Source organism: Flavobacterium sp. 2755, from assembly GCF_031455715.1.
In the GTDB taxonomy this organism is placed as follows: domain Bacteria; phylum Bacteroidota; class Bacteroidia; order Flavobacteriales; family Flavobacteriaceae; genus Flavobacterium.
This window is the reverse complement of record NZ_JAVDTG010000002.1, coordinates 344,526-362,729: the sequence shown is the minus strand read 5'-3', so window position 1 is coordinate 362,729 and position 18,204 is coordinate 344,526. Positions and strand designations below refer to the sequence as shown.

15 protein-coding genes and 1 tRNA gene are annotated in these 18,204 nt (G+C 32.6%); 6 read left to right on the top strand and 10 right to left on the bottom strand.

Annotated elements, in window-relative coordinates:
* Positions 1 to 9: 9 nt before the first annotated feature.
* The 3 genes from J2Y38_RS05335 to J2Y38_RS05325 form a co-directional block, all read right to left on the bottom strand.
* Entirely contained in the window at positions 10 to 702 is a 693-nt protein-coding gene (locus J2Y38_RS05335) for a hypothetical protein (RefSeq protein WP_309840332.1), read from the bottom strand.
* Positions 703 to 817: 115 nt separating this feature from the next.
* Positions 818 to 904 (bottom strand) — tRNA-Ser (locus J2Y38_RS05330).
* 61 nt (positions 905 to 965) lie between these two features.
* Complete coding sequence (locus tag J2Y38_RS05325; RefSeq protein ID WP_053471509.1) at positions 966 to 1,835, bottom strand: LysR substrate-binding domain-containing protein; 870 nt, start codon at positions 1,833 to 1,835, stop codon at positions 966 to 968.
* 90 nt (positions 1,836 to 1,925) lie between these two features.
* Between J2Y38_RS05325 and J2Y38_RS05320 the strand changes: the two genes are divergently transcribed.
* A complete protein-coding gene (locus J2Y38_RS05320; RefSeq protein ID WP_309840329.1) occupies positions 1,926 to 3,167 on the top strand; it encodes an MFS transporter in 1,242 nt (413 codons plus the stop codon).
* 149 nt (positions 3,168 to 3,316) lie between these two features.
* Here the strand turns inward: J2Y38_RS05320 and J2Y38_RS05315 are convergent, their stop codons facing one another.
* The 7 genes from J2Y38_RS05315 to J2Y38_RS05285 all read right to left on the bottom strand — a co-directional run bounded on the left by J2Y38_RS05315 (position 3,317) and on the right by J2Y38_RS05285 (position 11,343).
* Positions 3,317 to 4,348: an asparaginase gene (locus tag J2Y38_RS05315; protein WP_309840327.1), complete on the bottom strand. Its 1,032-nt coding sequence runs from the start codon at positions 4,346 to 4,348 to the stop codon at positions 3,317 to 3,319.
* Positions 4,338 to 5,474: a 1-acyl-sn-glycerol-3-phosphate acyltransferase gene (locus J2Y38_RS05310; protein ID WP_309840325.1), complete on the bottom strand. Its 1,137-nt coding sequence runs from the start codon at positions 5,472 to 5,474 to the stop codon at positions 4,338 to 4,340. Before J2Y38_RS05310 ends, J2Y38_RS05315 begins: the two co-directional genes overlap by 11 nt.
* 64 nt (positions 5,475 to 5,538) lie before the next feature.
* The gene (locus tag J2Y38_RS05305; RefSeq protein WP_309840322.1) at positions 5,539 to 6,318 is read right to left on the bottom strand and encodes a TatD family hydrolase; all 780 of its coding nucleotides are present in this window, start codon (positions 6,316 to 6,318) and stop codon (positions 5,539 to 5,541) included.
* Between the two features lie 246 nt (positions 6,319 to 6,564).
* On the bottom strand, positions 6,565 to 8,226 hold the full coding sequence (locus J2Y38_RS05300) for a S41 family peptidase (RefSeq protein WP_309840320.1): 1,662 nt from the start codon (positions 8,224 to 8,226) through the stop codon (positions 6,565 to 6,567).
* Positions 8,227 to 8,251: 25 nt separating this feature from the next.
* The gene (locus J2Y38_RS05295; RefSeq protein WP_309840317.1) at positions 8,252 to 9,904 is read right to left on the bottom strand and encodes a S41 family peptidase; all 1,653 of its coding nucleotides are present in this window, start codon (positions 9,902 to 9,904) and stop codon (positions 8,252 to 8,254) included.
* Between the two features lie 129 nt (positions 9,905 to 10,033).
* The gene (locus J2Y38_RS05290) at positions 10,034 to 10,756 is read right to left on the bottom strand and encodes a tetratricopeptide repeat protein (RefSeq protein WP_309840314.1); all 723 of its coding nucleotides are present in this window, start codon (positions 10,754 to 10,756) and stop codon (positions 10,034 to 10,036) included.
* 2 nt (positions 10,757 to 10,758) lie between these two features.
* Positions 10,759 to 11,343, bottom strand: coding sequence for a sigma-70 family RNA polymerase sigma factor (locus J2Y38_RS05285; RefSeq protein ID WP_309840311.1), 585 nt, complete (start codon positions 11,341 to 11,343; stop codon positions 10,759 to 10,761).
* A gap of 129 nt (positions 11,344 to 11,472) precedes the next feature.
* On the opposite strand from J2Y38_RS05285, the gene J2Y38_RS05280 reads away from it, so the two are divergent.
* The 5 genes from J2Y38_RS05280 (at position 11,473) to J2Y38_RS05260 (ending at position 18,157) form a co-directional block, all read left to right on the top strand.
* A complete protein-coding gene (locus J2Y38_RS05280; protein WP_232677601.1) occupies positions 11,473 to 11,772 on the top strand; it encodes a hypothetical protein in 300 nt (99 codons plus the stop codon).
* A gap of 188 nt (positions 11,773 to 11,960) precedes the next feature.
* Positions 11,961 to 12,938 (top strand): hypothetical protein, encoded by a 978-nt coding sequence (locus J2Y38_RS05275; RefSeq protein WP_309840304.1) that lies wholly within the window; start codon positions 11,961 to 11,963, stop codon positions 12,936 to 12,938.
* 112 nt (positions 12,939 to 13,050) lie between these two features.
* A complete protein-coding gene (locus J2Y38_RS05270; RefSeq protein WP_309840301.1) occupies positions 13,051 to 15,003 on the top strand; it encodes a PKD domain-containing protein in 1,953 nt (650 codons plus the stop codon).
* A gap of 110 nt (positions 15,004 to 15,113) precedes the next feature.
* Positions 15,114 to 17,768: a CHAT domain-containing protein gene (locus tag J2Y38_RS05265; protein ID WP_309840298.1), complete on the top strand. Its 2,655-nt coding sequence runs from the start codon at positions 15,114 to 15,116 to the stop codon at positions 17,766 to 17,768.
* The gene (locus J2Y38_RS05260) at positions 17,720 to 18,157 is read left to right on the top strand and encodes a retropepsin-like aspartic protease (protein WP_309840297.1); all 438 of its coding nucleotides are present in this window, start codon (positions 17,720 to 17,722) and stop codon (positions 18,155 to 18,157) included. The genes J2Y38_RS05265 and J2Y38_RS05260 overlap by 49 nt, the downstream gene beginning before the upstream one ends.
* Positions 18,158 to 18,204: the final 47 nt, after the last annotated feature.

Below are 18,204 nucleotides of genomic sequence, written 5' to 3'. Positions count from 1 at the left end.
ACTACTGAACTATTTTAACTTTAATTTCTTCTTCAATAAATCAAAACCTCCCCAGTAAACTGAAGGCTCAACATAATATAATCTTTCTGAATTGTAAATCACTTCATTAATTCCGTTTGCTGTACTCGCAAAATTCACTTCTTTTAAATGTTTTAACTCATTTTCATATTGCATTAGAAATTCAATTTCATCAGTTTTTAATTTTCTTTTTTTTCTCTTATGCAAAACATATAAAGCATTATTGCTTTTAAAAATAGTCAACGAATCTTTTCTACCACTATAACAACCAGAAAATCTAAACTTTACAACTATTTTTTCGTCATTTTTTATTTTTTGAATGAACAAATCCTTTGGAATACTATCCTGAAGTTTATCAGCATAAAGCAAAACTTCTGATTGATTTAAGCTTTTTTTACTATTTGGAATAGAAAATTCTTTCTTAATTGTTTCTCCAAAAATATTAGCGTATTCGAAAGAATATTTACCATCAGGAACTGACTCATAAAGAACAAACGCATTAGGACTTTCTATTTTCTTAAACAATTGGTTGTCTCTTAAAATAATGATTTCACTAATATGAAAATCATCTCCATGATCTGAATAAGTCCTTTGAAATTTAACAGCCAAATTATTTTGAGCAAAGAATGGGTTTGATGCAAGTATTATACACAAAAGGATAATTTTCTTTAAAAAGACTTTCATTCTTTTAGTTTTATTAAAATTGAATTCAAAAACAATATATAAAAATAATCATCACTTTTTTATATAAACAAAAAACCCGCAACTTCAAAAAATGAAATTGCGGGTTTTTATTTAGCAGAAAGGAAGGGATTCGAACCCTCGATACAGTTACCCATATACTAGCTTTCCAGGCTAGCTCCTTAAACCACTCGGACACCTTTCTTTATTGGTCTGCAAATAACACAAAAAAAATCGAGTTTCAAAAGTAAAATCTAAGATTACTTTTAAATGCTTTTTTTAAATTCTTCCATGAATATTTTTACTGCTTTTTTTTGATAACCTCCAATTGTTAGCATAAAAGATTCTCTTTTAGTTGCAACGCCGGTAATTTGTATCGCTTTGAGCTGATCCCAGCCTTTTAAAGCCTTTTCAGCCACGATCGTCGCCCAATCACTGTTCTCTACCATTTGCAATAAAGCGTGTATAGAATGCAGCTCTATTGAGATTTTGGGCTTCATATTAAACTTCTGAAATAACTCTTCTACAAATTCTCTCGAATTCGATCCTTTTCCGGGCAATACCAACGGAATTTGTTCTATTTTTTTAAAAGCTATTTTATCTAAGTCTGCCAAAGCGTGGTTTTTGGAAACCGCCAAAACCATATAAGAAGTAAACAAAGGCACTTTTTGAATTGGCAGTTCAATTTCGTGTGATGAAACAACCAAAACAACATCTAATTGATTATCAAGAAGTTTTTGTTCTAAAGCTTCTGTCGTTCCGTATTCAACAACAATTTTCAGATTCTGGTATTGTTTAGCAAATGTATTAACGATAGGAAGAATCAATAAACCAAAAACATAAGTTACACCAATGCGCAGTTCGCCGCCAATCATTTCGTTTAAATCCTCAATTGCCTGTTTTCCGTTTTCTACATTTTCGACTACTTTTTTAGCGTGAATTAAAAAAACAGAACCCGCTTCTGTAAGCTGTACTTTCTTGCCAATCCGCTTAAACAAAGGCAGGCCGAGTTCTTCTTCTAGTTTTTTTATTTGCTGCGAAAGCCCGGATTGCGTTACAAAACACAATTCTGCAGCCTTTGTAAAATGAAGAACCTCAGCCGTTTTAATAAAGTATTCGAGTTGGTAAATTTCCATATTGATAAGTTTTAATACTTATTATCAGTAAAATTATTAATTTTTCTAATGAAATCATAATCCCGACCTTTGTATTAAATAATTAAGGTCATGTTTAAAGCGTTAAAATCTAAAAACTTCAAGTTATTCTTTTACGGGCAATCTGTTTCAGTTATTGGAACATGGATGCAGAAAACTGCTATAAGCTGGATGGTTTACAGCATAACCGGATCAGTATTTTTATTAGGACTGGCTACTTTTTTAAGCATGATTCCGTCTTTGTTTTTAGCGCCTTTAGCCGGAAGTATTATTGGGCGTTACGACAGACACAAAGCAATGCTTTTATTGCAGTCTATGGCAATGATGCAGGCCGGAGCTTTGGCAATTTTAATTTATTTTAAAATTTACAATATCAACTTTATTTTGGCTTTGAGCCTTATACAGGGAATTATAAATGCTTTTGATATGACCTGCAGACAAACGATGATGATTGATATTGTGGATGACAAAGAAGATCTGCCAAACGCCGTTGCTCTAAATTCAACTTTAAATAATTTTGCCAGAATTGCGGGACCTGCACTAGCCGGAATTATTCTGCACAATTATGGTGAAGACATTTGTTTTATTGGAAATTTCCTTAGCTATATTCCGGTTTTAATTTCACTTTTAATGATGAAAATTACACCACACATCAAAGCCGTGGATAAATTTAAAATGCTCGAAGATTTCATTGAAGGTTTTGATTATGTAAAAAAAGAAGCAGAAATGGCCAAAATGCTTTTAATGTTAATGTGCAGTAGTTTATTTGTAATTTCTTTTAATACGCTGATGCCGGTTTTTGCCAAAGATATTTTTAGCGGAAACGCACAAACTTTCAGCTGGTTTGAAAGCGCTGCCGGAATTGGTTCTATTTTGTCTGCTATTTATTTGGCAAATCTTAAAAAATCAGATCAAATGAGTAAAATAATGATCGCTGCGAGCTTATTATTAGGTTTTAGCATCATTATACTGGCTTATTCAAATAATTTGACTGTGGCGCTTATTTGTATGGCTCTGAGTGGTATAGGAATGATGGCGCAAACTTCATCCATCAACATTTATGTGCAGACACAAAGTGCTGTAAATATGCGATCAAGAAGTATTAGTTATTATTTAATGGCTTATCAGGGAATGATTCCCGTGGGGAGTTTAATTATTGGATACGTTTCACACATTATCGGAACCAGACATACGGTTGCCATTCAGGGAATTATTTGTATCCTTTCTGTGATCGTTTATGTGTATTATAAAAGACATAAAACTTCAGAAGAATTGGAAACTTGCCCTGTTCCTTATAGAAATTCCAACAACTAAAAAGAAAGTTATTTAAACTATATAAGTAATATAAGAAATTATAAGTTTAGCTTTGAAAGCTTGTGTGCATAAAACAAGTACGCGCAAACTTGTCATTTCGAAGAACGAACTTAATTAAATGAACTTATATCACTTATATGGTGGAAAATTTATAGTGAAATTTCACCGCGCAAAGCCGTTTCAAAAACGTCTTTAAATTCGTCTTGCGGAATATTATGTCCAAGCAAATACATCAATTTTGTAATTGCGGCTTCTGTAGTAATATCTTTTCCAGAAATAACACCAAGAGATTTTAAGGCTGTACTGGTTTCGTATTGTCCCATGTTTACGCTTCCGCCAGAACATTGCGTTACGTTTACAATGTGCATTCCGGAATTGATTGCTTTTTCAATTAAGTTCAAAAACCATTCTTCAGTTGGGGCATTTCCTGAGCCGTACGTTTCTAAAACAATACCTCGTAAATCTGGAGTTGACAGGATCGAAGCCAAAACTACTTCGCTCATTCCCGGAAACATTTTTATAATCGCTACGTGATTGTCTAAGTTTTTGTGAACAATTAATTCCGCATCTTTTTTTATTGGAAGAAATAAATGGGAGTTTAACTTTAAATGTACGCCAGATTCTACCAATTCAGGATAATTTGGTGCAGTAAAAGCTCTAAAATGTTCAGCATTTACTTTTGACGTTCTGTTTCCTCGGTATAATTTATATTCAAAATATAAAGAAACTTCATTGATAACAGGTTTTCCATTTTCCTGTAAAGAAGCAATTTGAATTGCTGTAATAAGATTTTCTTTAGCATCGGTGCGCAAATCTCCAATTGGTAACTGCGATCCCGTAAAAACAACCGGTTTTGCTAAATTCTCCAGCATAAAACTCAATGCCGAAGCCGAATATGACATGGTATCTGAACCGTGCAGCACGACAAATCCGTCATACAAAGCGTAATTTTCCTCGATAATTGTGGCAATTTTGGTCCACATTTTCGGATTCATGTTGGATGAATCTATCGGATTTTCAAATGATACCGATTCGATTTCACAATCTAATTGTTTAATCTCCGGAATCTTCTGTATTAGTTTACTAAAGTTGAATGCTTTAAGCGCGCCAGTTTCAAAGTCTTTGCTCATACCGATAGTTCCTCCGGTATAAATCAAAAGTATTTTTGCTTTAGATGACATCTTGGTATTTTAATTTATTGACAACCGGATTGGCATACATTGCCAGAAATCCTTGTCTTGTAACAGGATTATCGCTTCCGATACGCATTTCTAAACGACGCTCAAAAAGTGATTTTTCACTTTCTTTATACAAATGAGCGAATCTTGTTGTTTCGTTTAAAATATCGTAAGCAATAAAATTAGTTGGCCATAATTGATAATTTGTTAAAATGGTATCATCAATAACTTGTGCCAAAGCCTGAACTTGTTTGTTTACGTTGTCATTTTCTGCTACGATTTTATCAATTTCAGTATCTAAAACATCGCCAACAGAAATATGTATTCTTTTTTTAGTTCCCATGATACCACTCAAAATGGTCATGAAATCTTCGTTTTTATCTTTTACGTAAACTTCATTTTTTGATTCTGCCATTAATTGCGGCATTTTCAAAACATCTGTAGGATCATATTCATAAGAAATAGAAACCGGAACGATTTTTAATTTCTTAAAATAATCCATTAAGTTTTCTTCGTCAGAACCCATTCCAATCATTTTTAAAACGCCCGGATTAGTTTCGTCATTTCCATCTTTTGTTCTTCCTTCTCTTTGTGCAATCCAAACCGAACGATTTTCGCGAAGCAATAACTGTCCCATATATTCGGCAAGTAGTTTAGAACTTTGCAGCATTTCACGAGGCGTTAATCCTCTTAAAACCAAAAAGTTTCTGTTTAATTTTGCTAAAGTTGCCAGGAAAGCTTTTTTAACCAAATTATCTCCAATTGCAGATGCTGTCATTACCAAACCATGTTCAAACAAACAAACATTCAGCAAAGTGGTATCTAAAAGAATATCTCTGTGATTAGAAATAAATAGATAAGACGTATTTGGTTCTAATTTTTCAAAACCCGAAGTTGTTAAGCCTTCAGAACTTTTCTCTAAAACCTTTTGTATAGTGTTATAAATAAAATTGCACTGAAAATCGCGAATAGAATGCGTTTTCCTTAATTGATCTTTCCAAACCTCATCTTCTACTTCCGGAAAAGTAAAGTTCATCATGGTTTTCATCATTGGGTGATTTACAACATCATGAAGTGCTTCATTTATTTCGGAATCATAAAACGGTCGAATGGCATCAAATTTCTGCATTATTTATATTGGTTTTAAGTGGGCAAAAGAACAAAAAAAAAATTAAAGTTTTGTAAGGCTTGGGTTAAATCCCAAAAACGTCTTTTGAATTTTGAGTTGTTATTGCTGCAATCTCTTCTTCAGACACATCATATAAGTCTGCCAGCTTCGAAATTACATTGACTAAATAACTGCTCTCATTTCTTTTCCCTCTGTACGGAATTGGCGCCAAATAAGGCGAATCTGTTTCCAATACAATGTATTTTAAATCGATTTGATTTAAAAACTGATCAATTTTTCCGTTCTTGAATGTTACTACGCCTCCAATTCCTAATTTCATATTGTAAGAAATTGCCTGTTTCGCTTGTACTAAAGTTCCGGAAAAACAATGAAAAATCCCAAATAAATCTTCAGATTTTTCTTCTTCTAAAATTTCAAAGATTTCATCAAAGGCTTCGCGACAATGAATTACGATGGGTAATTTGTATTGTTTTGCCAGCTGAATTTGTTTTTTAAAAGCTATTTGCTGTTCTTTTAAATGCGTTTTATCCCAATACAAATCGATTCCGATTTCGCCAACAGCGTAGAATTTTCGCTTTGATAATTCGGTTTCTACATGTGCTAATTCTTCCAGATAATTATCTTTCACGTAAGTGGGATGTAAACCCATCATCAGAAAAATATTCTCCGGATAATTTTTCTCTAAATCGTACATTGATTGTGTCGCCGCGGCGTCGATGGCAGGTATAAAAAAACGTGTAATTCCGGCATCAATGGCGCGTTGAATCATTTCGTCACGATCCTGATCAAACTCTTCAGAATATAAGTGCGTGTGTGTATCGGTAATAATGGGTGTTGAATTCAATGGTCTAATTTTAAAGTTGTCAAAATTACGACAATATTAAAAGAATAGCAATTGCTTGTTGGCACACGGATTTTACGGGTTCACTTCGTGAAAGCGCGGATTTAAAACGGATTTTTTTATGCTTTTTGTCAGACTGAGCGAAGTCGAAGTCCCGCAAAGAGAAGAAGCTAATCTTTGTCGAGTTGCTTGTGCGTCCTTCTCCCGAAGCTTCGGGATCGCTCAGGATGACAAACAAAATGCAAAATGTTATTTCCCTGTTTCTATAAATAATAAAGCTCTATCTAAAACTTCATCTTTTCCTTCCTGAATTCCTTTTATGGTTGGTTTTACTTCAATGTCTGGAACGATTCCTATTCTTTGGGTTTCTCTTCTGTCTGGATAATACACTCCAATTCCTGAAAAACAAGTATTAAATCCTTCAAAATCAAATATTGAAACATTCCCGTCCGCTCCTGACGTTTGACTTCCGATAATGGTCGTATGTCCCGAAGTTTGAAAACACATCGCTGTCCATTCTGCCTGACTTTGCGTTTTCTCATTTAGTAAAAGGATCATTTTTCCTTTATAATACTCTTTATTTTCAAATCCGGTTGTTGTGATTTCACTGGTCCATTTGTATTTTCCCGGATACGTTAAATCAGGATATGTGTAAATGGCGAATTTCTCTTTGTGAGGATTTATAAAATTTGATATTTCTTCAAAAGTTCCGTTGGGATAATTTCGCATATCAAAAACAATTGCTTTTGTGTTTTTTAGTGCTTCAGCCATATCTGGAATGTGTCTGATTTGTATAATTCCCATATCGACATAACCAATATTATTTTCTAAAAGTTTAAATTTTGCCTTCTTTTTTCTTGCGCCTTTTTTAAATTCATTTCGGTGCGAATCATGATAATCAAACCACTTCATATTTTTTGTAATATACTTGTCATCTACAAGAAACTCTACTTTTACCGTTTCTGAATAGCCGCTTAAAAACTTCTCGGTCAATTTGTCTAAGTATTTCGGTTCATTTGAAGCACAAATTAATTCTCTGTTTTCTGAGATAAGCTCTTTTATTGTTTTATCATTTATTTTAGTAATAATAGTTCCTATTTTTATATCATCGGCTTCAGCAAGACTATCTCCTAAAATTTCTGTAACGACTATTTTTTCGTCAATTATTTTTCCAAGAGCAGGAAAAAAAAGCTTTTGTTTACGAACCTCCGTAGGTTCAGAATACAAATAAAATTCGGTATGGCTGTCATCAATTTTGGAAACTAATTTTCTCATTACCATATAAAAATCATTGTAATTTTGAGATTGAATGGCAAGTGGAATTATTTTTTCTAAAGTCGTATCCCATTTCTGATCCATTAAATATTTGTCGGGAAAAAAGTATTCTATTAAATTCCAAAACATAAATACCATTCGAAGTTTTGAATTTTTATCTGTAAAGTCCGGATGTTTTAGATTTTCATTTATCAAACCAACATTTCCAACATTTTCTGCTCCATAAATATAAAATTGCTCGCCTTGAAATCTATTCGCTTCAATGAATTTTAATTTCTTCGAAAGTTTTTTAGAAAACAGTTTATTATTAAACCAGCTTAAATCAAAGTTTTTATCAAAAAACTCCACATCTTTTGGAGCAGGAATTGGTGCAATTTCTTTTATTGGGCCAAGATTATCGATCCAGTTTTCGAGAATTAAAGAAAACTCTTCTTTAGTTTCTGCTTTTTCTATTTTAGGTAACTTTTCTAAAAGCTGATTATCCCAATTGACTTCTCCACTCGCCACTTTTGGATGATAGTATTTTAGAAAACCCCATACCTTACAGGTCATTGCAAGTTTTTCAGTTTCGGTAATTTTGGCACTGAAAATAGTTTGAGAAAATAAAACAAGTAGTAATACAATAATTTTTTGCATTCTGATTTTGTGTAATTAAAATTAGTTATTTTCCTGTTTCTACAAACAACAAAGCTCTATCTAAAACCTCATCTTTTCCTTCCTGAATACCTTTTATGGTTGGTTTTACTTCGATATCTGGTACGATTCCTATTCTTTGGGTTTCTCTTTTGTCTGGATAATATACTCCAATTCCTGAATATCTGGTATGAAATCCTTTAAAATCAAGTTCCCACACATTTCCGTCAGCTCCGGCGGTCTGGCTTCCAATTATTGTTGTATTTCCTGCAGTTTGAAAACACATCGCTGTCCATTCAGACTGACTTATAGAATCTTCGTTGAGCAGTACAATTACTTTTCCTTTGTAATTATCTTTATTTTCAAACCCGCATTTTCTACCTTCTGTCCAAAAATATTTTCCTGGATAGTTTAGATATGGATGGGTATATCTACAAAATTCCTTTTCCTGTGGATTTAAAAAATTCGAAATCAGTTCCCATGTGATTTGTGGATAATTCCTAATATCAAAAACAATTGCTTTTGTTGATTTTAAGGCTTCAATCATATCAGGAATATGTCTGGGTTTTATAACGCCCATATTTACATAACCGATATTATTATCCAAAAGCTTAAATTTCTCATTCTTTTTCAGGGCTCCTTTTTTAAATTCATTTCTATGAGAATCATGATAATCTGCCCAGATCATTGATTTTGTTTCGTATTTTTCATCCTTTAGAAATTCTACATTTACATTTTCTAAATGTGATTTTAAAATTTGCGTTACTAATTTATCTAAATACGACGATTCATTTGAAGCACAAACCTGATCTCTGTTTTCTTCAATGAGTTCTTTGATCGTTTTATTGTTAATTTTAGTAATTACGGTTCCAATTTTGATATTATCTGCTTCTGCCAGACTGTCTCCTAGAATATTGGTAACAACTAATTTTTCATCAATTATTTTTCCTGTTGCCGGAAAATAATAAAAATCACTAACTCCTGTTTCTGCAAATGCTCCGTATATTATAAATTCTACATGGCTATCATTGATTTTACTCGACATTTTCTTAATTGACAGATAGAATTCTTTATCGTTTTTAGCATCAATAACCAAAGGCAGTATTTGTTCCAGAGTTATGCTCCATTTTTGATCCATTACATATTTATACGGATAATAATATTCTATTACGTTCCAAAAAGCAAACATCATAAGTAATCTGTTGTTTTTATTGCTATAATCAAAATTGTTGTAATTATTTATATTTTTGAAGCCATCAAAACTTGGATCAAATTCTACATTACTTTGAAATCTATTATCTTCTATAAACTTAAGTTTCTTCGAAAGTTTTTTAGAAAATAACTTATTATTAAACCACCCCAAATCGAAGTTTTTATCAAAAAACTCGACATCTTTTGGTTCAGGAATTGGCGCAATTTCTTTTATCGGCCCAAGATCATCAATCCAGTTTTCGAGAATTAACGAGAACTCTTCCTTTGTTTGTGCTTTTTCTATTTTAGGTAATTTTTCTAAAAGCTGTTTATCCCAATTAACTTCTCCATTTGCTACTGTGGGATGATAATATTTTAAGAATCCCCAGACTTTACAGACTGCGGTAAGTTTTTCAGTTTCTGTAATTTTGGCGGCACTAAGAATGGTTTGAGAAAATACAATAAAAAGAAATAAAATAATTTTTTTCATTAATTAATTCGGTTAGGTTTTAGATAGTTTTTGGATAAATTCTTATAAAAAGAAAAATCGAATTTAGAACTAAAATTCTAAATTCGATTGAGGTTTCCCGTAAGGGATGAATATTTTTTAAAAGAAAATCTAATCCAGCTGATGCAAAAGTTCTTCAACCTGATCGTAACCTTCATAATCTTCAGAAATGGTTTCCAGTATTTTTTTACATCCTTCGTAGTCTTTTTGCTTTAATTTAGATAAAGCCAGATACCAAACTGCTTTATCTTTATAGGCAGAACCTCCTGTTTTCAATTCGTTAAAAATAGCTTCTGCCTTTATATAATGGCTTTCTTCTAAAAGCGAAACTCCATAAAAGAATTGAATTTCTGCTGTTTTGTTTTTTTGCAAAACCTTTTCAAAAAGCGGAATTGCTTTGTTATATGTTTTATGATTATATGCTTTTTCTGCTGCTTTTAAATCTTCATCAGCTGTTGATCTTTCGGTAAAAGAGGCATGTTCGGGATTATTGTAATCTCCATAAACAGGATTTTGGTTGTAATTAAAAAAGAACAATCCGAATAAAACGGCAACCGAAGCCGCAACTGCCAAATACCAAGGTTTTAAGCCGATAACTTTTGGTTTATTATCAAAATGTCTCTCAGAAATTTGACTTAAATTCTCTTTAAAAATTTCTCTTTCCTGTTCAAATCCAAATTTATTGTCCAGCTGAAATTGTATGTTTTTAAAAGTCTCAAACTGTGAAGCAAATTCAGGATCGTCTAACAATTGTTTTTCAAAATCATTTTTTGCCTCAATCGTTAATTCGCCTTGAAGATATTCATCAAATAATATATAGCGTTCTTCGTTCATGACTAATCGTTTTTTAAAGAATTAAAGTTTTTTGCTTCCTGAATCCATTGCGTTAACTGACCAACACAAAGCGACTTTTTTTTACGAACATAACCGTACGTTACGTTTAGTTTTTCGGCCACTTCTTCCATCGATTTAATTTCAAAACTCAGCTTTAATAACTCTTTGCATTTGTCTCCTAATTTCTGAAACATGGTGTCAAAAAGCTGTTGTTTTTCATCAAATTCTTCGGTTTGTCCAATGAGCTCCAATGCAGATTCATTAATAGATACCGCATCTTCAATAATTGTTACCCCTTTGTTGGAGGTTTTTTTCAATTCGTTAAGCCATTTTCTTTTACACAAAAGAAAAAAGTACGCATCAAACGGGCAGGTTAATTGGAGCGAATTGGCTTTGGCCTGATTAAAAAGCAAAATCAATACTTCCTGAACAATGTCCTGAGCATGGTCTCTATCGCCGGAGTTGTTCATAATAAACATTACGACTTTAGGAACATACTTTTTATATATAGATTGAATGATCACCGAATCGTTTGCAGCAAGCCCGTCAATATACTTTTGGTCGGGATGCACTTTAGTTTTACTCATAAAAAAACTTTTAATCAGATAAAGTTAAAAAAGAATCTCAAAAAATTTCAAATAAAAGGGTAACAATTAACAATTACAGTTGATATAAGGAAACAAAAATCTTTTAAAAGAGTTAAAAATTAAGAGAAAATGGAAACCTATCAATTTACCAGCGACAAGACTTTAGATCAATTTTACAAAATGATCTCTGCCAAGACCCGAAATGGCTTTGTAATCGTAGAACATAACGAGAAACTACCCTATGTTGTTTTATGCAGAGAAAAAAAAGTCATTAAACATTTTCTGCACTTATTTCTTACCTGTCTCACTTTCGGACTTTGGTCGATTGTCTGGATTTATTTAATTGTTACGCTTTCGCGGAAGCAAAACATTCTCGTGGCTGTTGATGAAGACGGAAATCTTTTTGAAGACAAATGTCTTTCGGCATAAATCAAAAAAAAATAAAACGAGGGGTAACAAATAAAACCACAAGTTGATATAAGCATATAAGCACCATAAAAATATTTTTTGAAAACAGGGGTAACAATATCAAACCCTAATTGATATAAGATTGTAATTAATAACCAGAATCTGAAAACCACTTGACGATCAAGACAGATTTATAAAAACTAGAAATTATGAACACAAATTTTAAAACTATCGGACTTTTATTTCTATTATTAGTTTCTTTTGTAAGCTGCGACACCAGCGATGGCGATGATACAGGCAACGTTATTTTGCCTCCAACATCGGCAGCTTTTAAAAGCATCAGCGAAAAAGGAGTAAAAAGAAATACACAAAACTTCACCATTACGGCCGGAGATGGTATGGTAACGCTTACGTCTGCAAAAGGTGTAAAATTACACATCAACGGAAACTGTCTTACTAAAAACGGAAATGCTGTAACAGGAGAAGTTAATATCGAATATATTGAACTTTTTGACAAAGGAAATATGTTGGTTACTAACAAACCAACAATGGGAATTACACCAGACGGAAAGAAAAACCTTTTAATTTCTGGCGGAGAATTCTTTATTAAAGCTACACAAGGCGGTGTTGAATTACAAACTTCTTGTTATTTGAGTTTAGTGGTTCCAACTGCGCTGACTGACGGTTATGACAATGCCATGACATTGTGGACTGGTGTAATTGACGAAGATGGTGATTTGGCCTGGAGAGATGCAAAAGGTGCTGACGGAAAAGGCGGCGTTCAGGGCGAAGGAAACAGTTATTATGTAACTTTTGGAAACTTTGGATGGACAAATGTTGACCGTTTTTACAGCGATCCAAGACCTAAAACCACTATTTTAGTTGACGTTCCAGACGGATACAATAACACAAACAGTGCTGTATATCTTTCTTATGATGGAGAAGGTACAAATGCTCTTGCAAAACTGGATACCTATACTGCCGAAGGATTGTTCAGCGAACACTACGGACAAATTCCTATTGGTCTTGCGTGCCACATTATTTTTGCAACAGAAGATAATGGTAACTGGAGATATGCCATAAAAGGAGTGACTACAACTGCAAATGCTGTTTACACTTTTACACTAGCCGAAACAACAGTCGGTACCGAAGCTCAACTTGTTGCTGCAATTAATGCCATTCAGTAACTTATAAATGCTTTTTTTAAGAGAAAGTGATGATTTGCTCATCACTTTTTTTTACATTTAATCCTGTTTTAAAATTGATTCTGATGATTTTAAGACTAAAAACTGTCTAGTTATGAAACCACAACTGTCTATTTTCTTTATTCTATTTTCAATTTTCTCAATAGGACAAACCAAAGTAAAAGACACCATAACCCGAAGAGCCAATATTGGATTTATCCAAAACGGAAATGCTGTTTCTTTTAAACCCGAAACACCGCCGTTGATTCCAATTGCAGGTGCGCCAAAGCCAAGTTATTCTTATTTATGGGAACTCGGCGACGGACATTACAGTAAAGAAGCAGAACCAAAACATGTTTATAAGAACAAAGGAACTTATACAACAAGACTTGCCGTAACCAACAATTACGACAACGGAAAACCTCCGGCAACGCGCCCGAAAAAAGTGGCTGTAAATGATATTACAGATACTAATTATAAAGACATTGCTTCTATTGCTGATCAAAATGGTTTTGCGATTCTCAAAAACTGCGATCCCATTCCGGAGCAGGAAATGGTAGTCGTAGTAAGTTATCAAAATCTGGAGAATTATGTTTCCAGCGGAAAGCTTTATTTATTTTATAATGAGAAACAATTTAAACATAATAATTTCGAATTAAGCGATTTTAGAACGTATGCAAACGAACGTGAAGTAAAAGAAAACTTAGTTGCTTCTGTCGATGATCTTGACGATTCGAATAATTTTGTGGCTTCCGCCGAAAATAGTTTCAAACTTAAAAAATACCGAAATACAACTACCGAAGAAGATCTCGATGCTTCACTTTTAGACGCCAATAAAACCTATCATAATGTTTCGGTTTTAGAATTTGATGATGCAAATCCGGGAGAAACACGCAATGTTTTTTATACGTTTAAAACCACTCCCGAAATGATAAAAGATACGAGCGCAACGGTTACGATGCGTGGTATTTTTGTTCCGAATCGAAGCTATAAAAACCATAAGATTAAAAATCTTGAAATGGAAATCGTAACGTCACACGATCCCAATAAAATGGGTTCTAACGGACGTTTTATGAATTATAGATTGGTGCGTTTTAAAAGGGTAAATTTTAAAACCCGTTTTCAAAATAACGGTGAAGGTCCGGCGAGAAAAATTCGTTTAGAAACCGATATTCCGGATATGTTTGACAAGAAAACTTTCCAGATCGAAAGCATGTATCCAGAATGTCCGATTTGCCCAAAAGGCGAAGAACCAACAGTGAGCTGTCTCGATACCATTATCAAACAAAAGCAAATTATTTTTACGTTTAAGAATATTTATCTTCCGGGAACGGAACAAAAAAATGTTCACGAAAAAGACAGTACAAAAGGTTTTGTAAAATATTCGATGAAGTTTGGCGAAGACTTTCATAAAGTAAAAACCAAAAGCCGTACTTCGATTATTTTCGATAAAAATGAACCTATAATTACCAATTATGCCACTACTAGATTTTTGCCGGGAATTTCGATTGGTGTAAAAGCGGGTTACAACTTTTATCCTGATTTGGACAAATCAACTAGCTATTTTCTGGGTGCGACGCTTTCGCCTTTTAAATCGTATCGTTTTTACTGGCAGGTTGAATGGGTAAATGCTTTAAATCAATATAATAGTGCCGTTACGGTTGTCGACCAAATAAATACGAATGCAAACGGAGTGCGGCAATTGATACGCACGACTACAGCAACCGAAAATAAAAATATCAATTGGGAAGTTCCTGTTTTGATTCGGTACAACATCAATAATTATATCGGAATTGGCGCCGGAATTCAGGCGAATATAAATATCTCGCAAGAACAAAATCAAAACTTAACTATTGATACTTATGAAGGCGATAAAGAAAGTTTTTTAATTGGTACAAAAACAGAAACCAACAATATGAAAACTTCTTTTACAGATATTAAAACAGGCCTTTTGCTTGATTTAACGGCCGGTTTCGCGAGAATTGGACCGAGCTTGGGCGCTCGCTACGTAATTAATTTTGAACAGAATTTTAATTACTTTCAGGTTTATGGGATATGGAAGTTTTAAAGTTATTCCACAAAGACACACAAAGGATACGCAGAGATACACGAAGATTTTTTATACTTTGTGAATCTTTGCGAAAAATCTTTGCGAATCTCTGTGGAATAAAATTTAATATGAACTTATTTAACTTATATGGTTTAATCTTTCTTTTCCTAACTCTGAATGTTTCAGGACAGAATCAGGAAGATAAAATATATAATGCTGTTGACGGTTTTGTTGCTCATCCTTCCGCGAAAGCGTTACAAAATTTAAACGCTGCAGAAGCTGATTTTTGGAGAAATCCCAAAACCAAAACCAAAGACGAATTATTGGCAATTGTGGTTTTAAACTGCAATAAAGCGTATTATGAAAATCAATTTGGGCAGACACAAAATGCAATTTCAAGTTATGAAAAAGCATGGCAGATTTACCAAAAACAGAAGCTCAGCAATTACGATATTATTGAATTCTGCTTAAAACCTTTGGGTAATTTATATACCGTTTTGGGGGATTATGATAGTGCCGAAAATACCATTAAACAGTATTTTTTTATTGTAAATAGTTCTAAAAATTATCCTGACGCACAAAAACAAAAGTTTGCTGCGATTTTGAATTTATCTAATGTTTATCAGAGTTCCGGGAAAATTTCTTCGGCAATTGAGCTTTTAGAAAATACTCTAAAAACAGATAAATTATCTAATTCTCAAAAAGGTATTTTACTGAATAATCTTGGAAATAATTATTGGTTGAGTTCCAAACAATTCATTAAAAATGCTCCGCAGAATGCCGAAAAAGCATTTGAATCTTCCATAAAATATCTTCAGAACGAAAAAGAACAATTCGAAACTTTATCCAATTCTTATCGAAATCTGGCTTCGATGAACAGACAATGGCAGCAATTTGATGTTGCTGATTCTTATATGCAAAAGGCTGAAAAATTATTTTTAGAATCTAAAAATAAGCAGCCTAGAAAATTGGCAAAATTATATTATGAAAAAGCCTTGTTATTTTTTGATGAAAGAAAATATGACGAAAGTATAAAGCAGATTTCGGCTGTTTTTAAAGTTTTAATTCCGAATTATAATTCGAAAGATGTTCTTCCAAATCAAAATCAATTATATGCTGAAACTGTTTTAGTTGATGCACTTGATTTACAGGCGGAAATTCTAAAAATAAAAGATCCTAAAAAAGCACTAAAAGCTTTTAAACTTTCATTTTACATTGAAGATTTATTAATGAATAGTCTGGTTTATGAAAACTCAAAAATCCTAATGCAATTGCGATCACGAAATCGTACCGAAAAATGCATTTCGATTTATGAGGAATTGTTTAAAAAAGAAAATAAAACCGAATATCTTGAGAATGCTTTTCAGTTATCAGAAAAAACAAAATCGGGGATTTTAAAAAGTTATCGTTCGAATATTAAAAACGCTTCCGCGGAAGAAAAACAGCTTTTACAAGAACTTCAAAACATTAGTAATTCCATTTTAAAAGAACAGCAAAAGGTCGAATTGGCTAATATTTCAGAAATAAACAGGCTCATAAAAAAGCAAAATGAGATAATGATTTCATTAAAAAATGTGCAATCAAAAAATGCAGATTATATTCCTGAAAAATGTGATTCAAAAGCTTTACTTTCAAAATTAGAAAATGATAAAGCGATGATGGTTTATTATTTTATGGGATCAGAAAATTTATATTTTTTCATTTTACAAAACAACCAAATTGGTCTAAATCACATTAACATCACTCATCTTGGTATTCCGAGAATTGCACAGTTTATTGATTATTTTAATAAACCAGATGCTATTACAAATGATATTTCGGGTTATAATCATTATGGAAAAGATGTTTATGATTTATTAAAATTACCAAGCAATGCCGCTTACCAAAACCTAATAATTGTTCCTGACGGAATTTTAAACTTCCTTCCTTTTGAAGCATTAATTACTCAGGAATCAAAAACAACGAATTTTGCTAAAATGCATTATTTGTTAAATGATTTCAAGATTGCTTATAATACATCGGCAAATATTTATCTGAATTCAAGACCTGTTTCAAAATCAGAGAAAACAGTTTTGGGCGTTTTTCCGGTTTTCGAAAAAACGGCTTTTGAATTGAGTTATTCGAAGAAAGAATTAGAATCGATTCGAAGTAATTTTAAAGGGAAATATTTAGAAAATTCGAGTGCGAGTTTTTCTAATTTTAAAAATAATGCTTCCAATTATTCTGTTTTGCATTTAAGTACACACGCGTCATCGGGCGATATTGAAACTCCTGCGAGTATTAAATTTTACGATCAGGAAATCTTATATTCTGAATTGTATAATTTGCATATAAATCCTGATTTAGTAGTTTTAAGTGCCTGCGAAACCGGAATTGGAAAATTGTATAAAGCAGAAGGCGCCATGAGTATTGCAAGAGGTTTTCAGTTTGCAGGCGCGCAGAATTTATTGTTTTCTTTATGGAAAGTAAACGATTTTACAACTTCGGTTTTTATGTCTGATTTTTATAAAAATGTCAAAAATGATGTTTCTTATTTTGAGGCAAATTCAAATGCCAAATTGGAATATTTAAACGATAAATCGATTCCAAATGCGAAGAAATCGCCTTATTACTGGAGTTCGTTTGTGTATTACGGTTCAATTTCAGCAAAAGAAAAATCCGGAAATTATATCTATTATGTAATTAGCTTTTTGATTGTAATTGGTTTATTTTTGATATTCAATCAATATCGTAAATGGAAAATCTTCACGAGATTCTCAAAAAAGAGAATTATAAAAAAATAAAATTCAAGGTTACTAAAACACAGCATCTTTCTATAAAAGCAAAAATAAACGGCATTTCAGGAAATTTCATTTTAGATACGGGCGCATCAAATACCTGCATTGGTTTTGAAAGCATCGAACGTTTTGAATTATCTGCAAAAAAATCCAAAACAAAAGCATCAGGAGCTGGTGGAACGGGGATGTCAACACAAATTTCTTCGCAGAATACTTTACAATTGGGAAGTTGGAAAAATAAAGGTTTCACTATTGTAATTTTTGATCTTTCGCATGTAAATGAGGCTTTACAATCCTATAAAGCTAAGCCTGTTCATGGTATTATTGGTGCTGATGTTCTACTTGAAGGAAAGGCTATTATTGATTATTTTAATCATTATTTGTACCTTAAATAAGATAATTTAGTTTTCGATATATTTGCTGTTTAATTTTAACAAGCAAA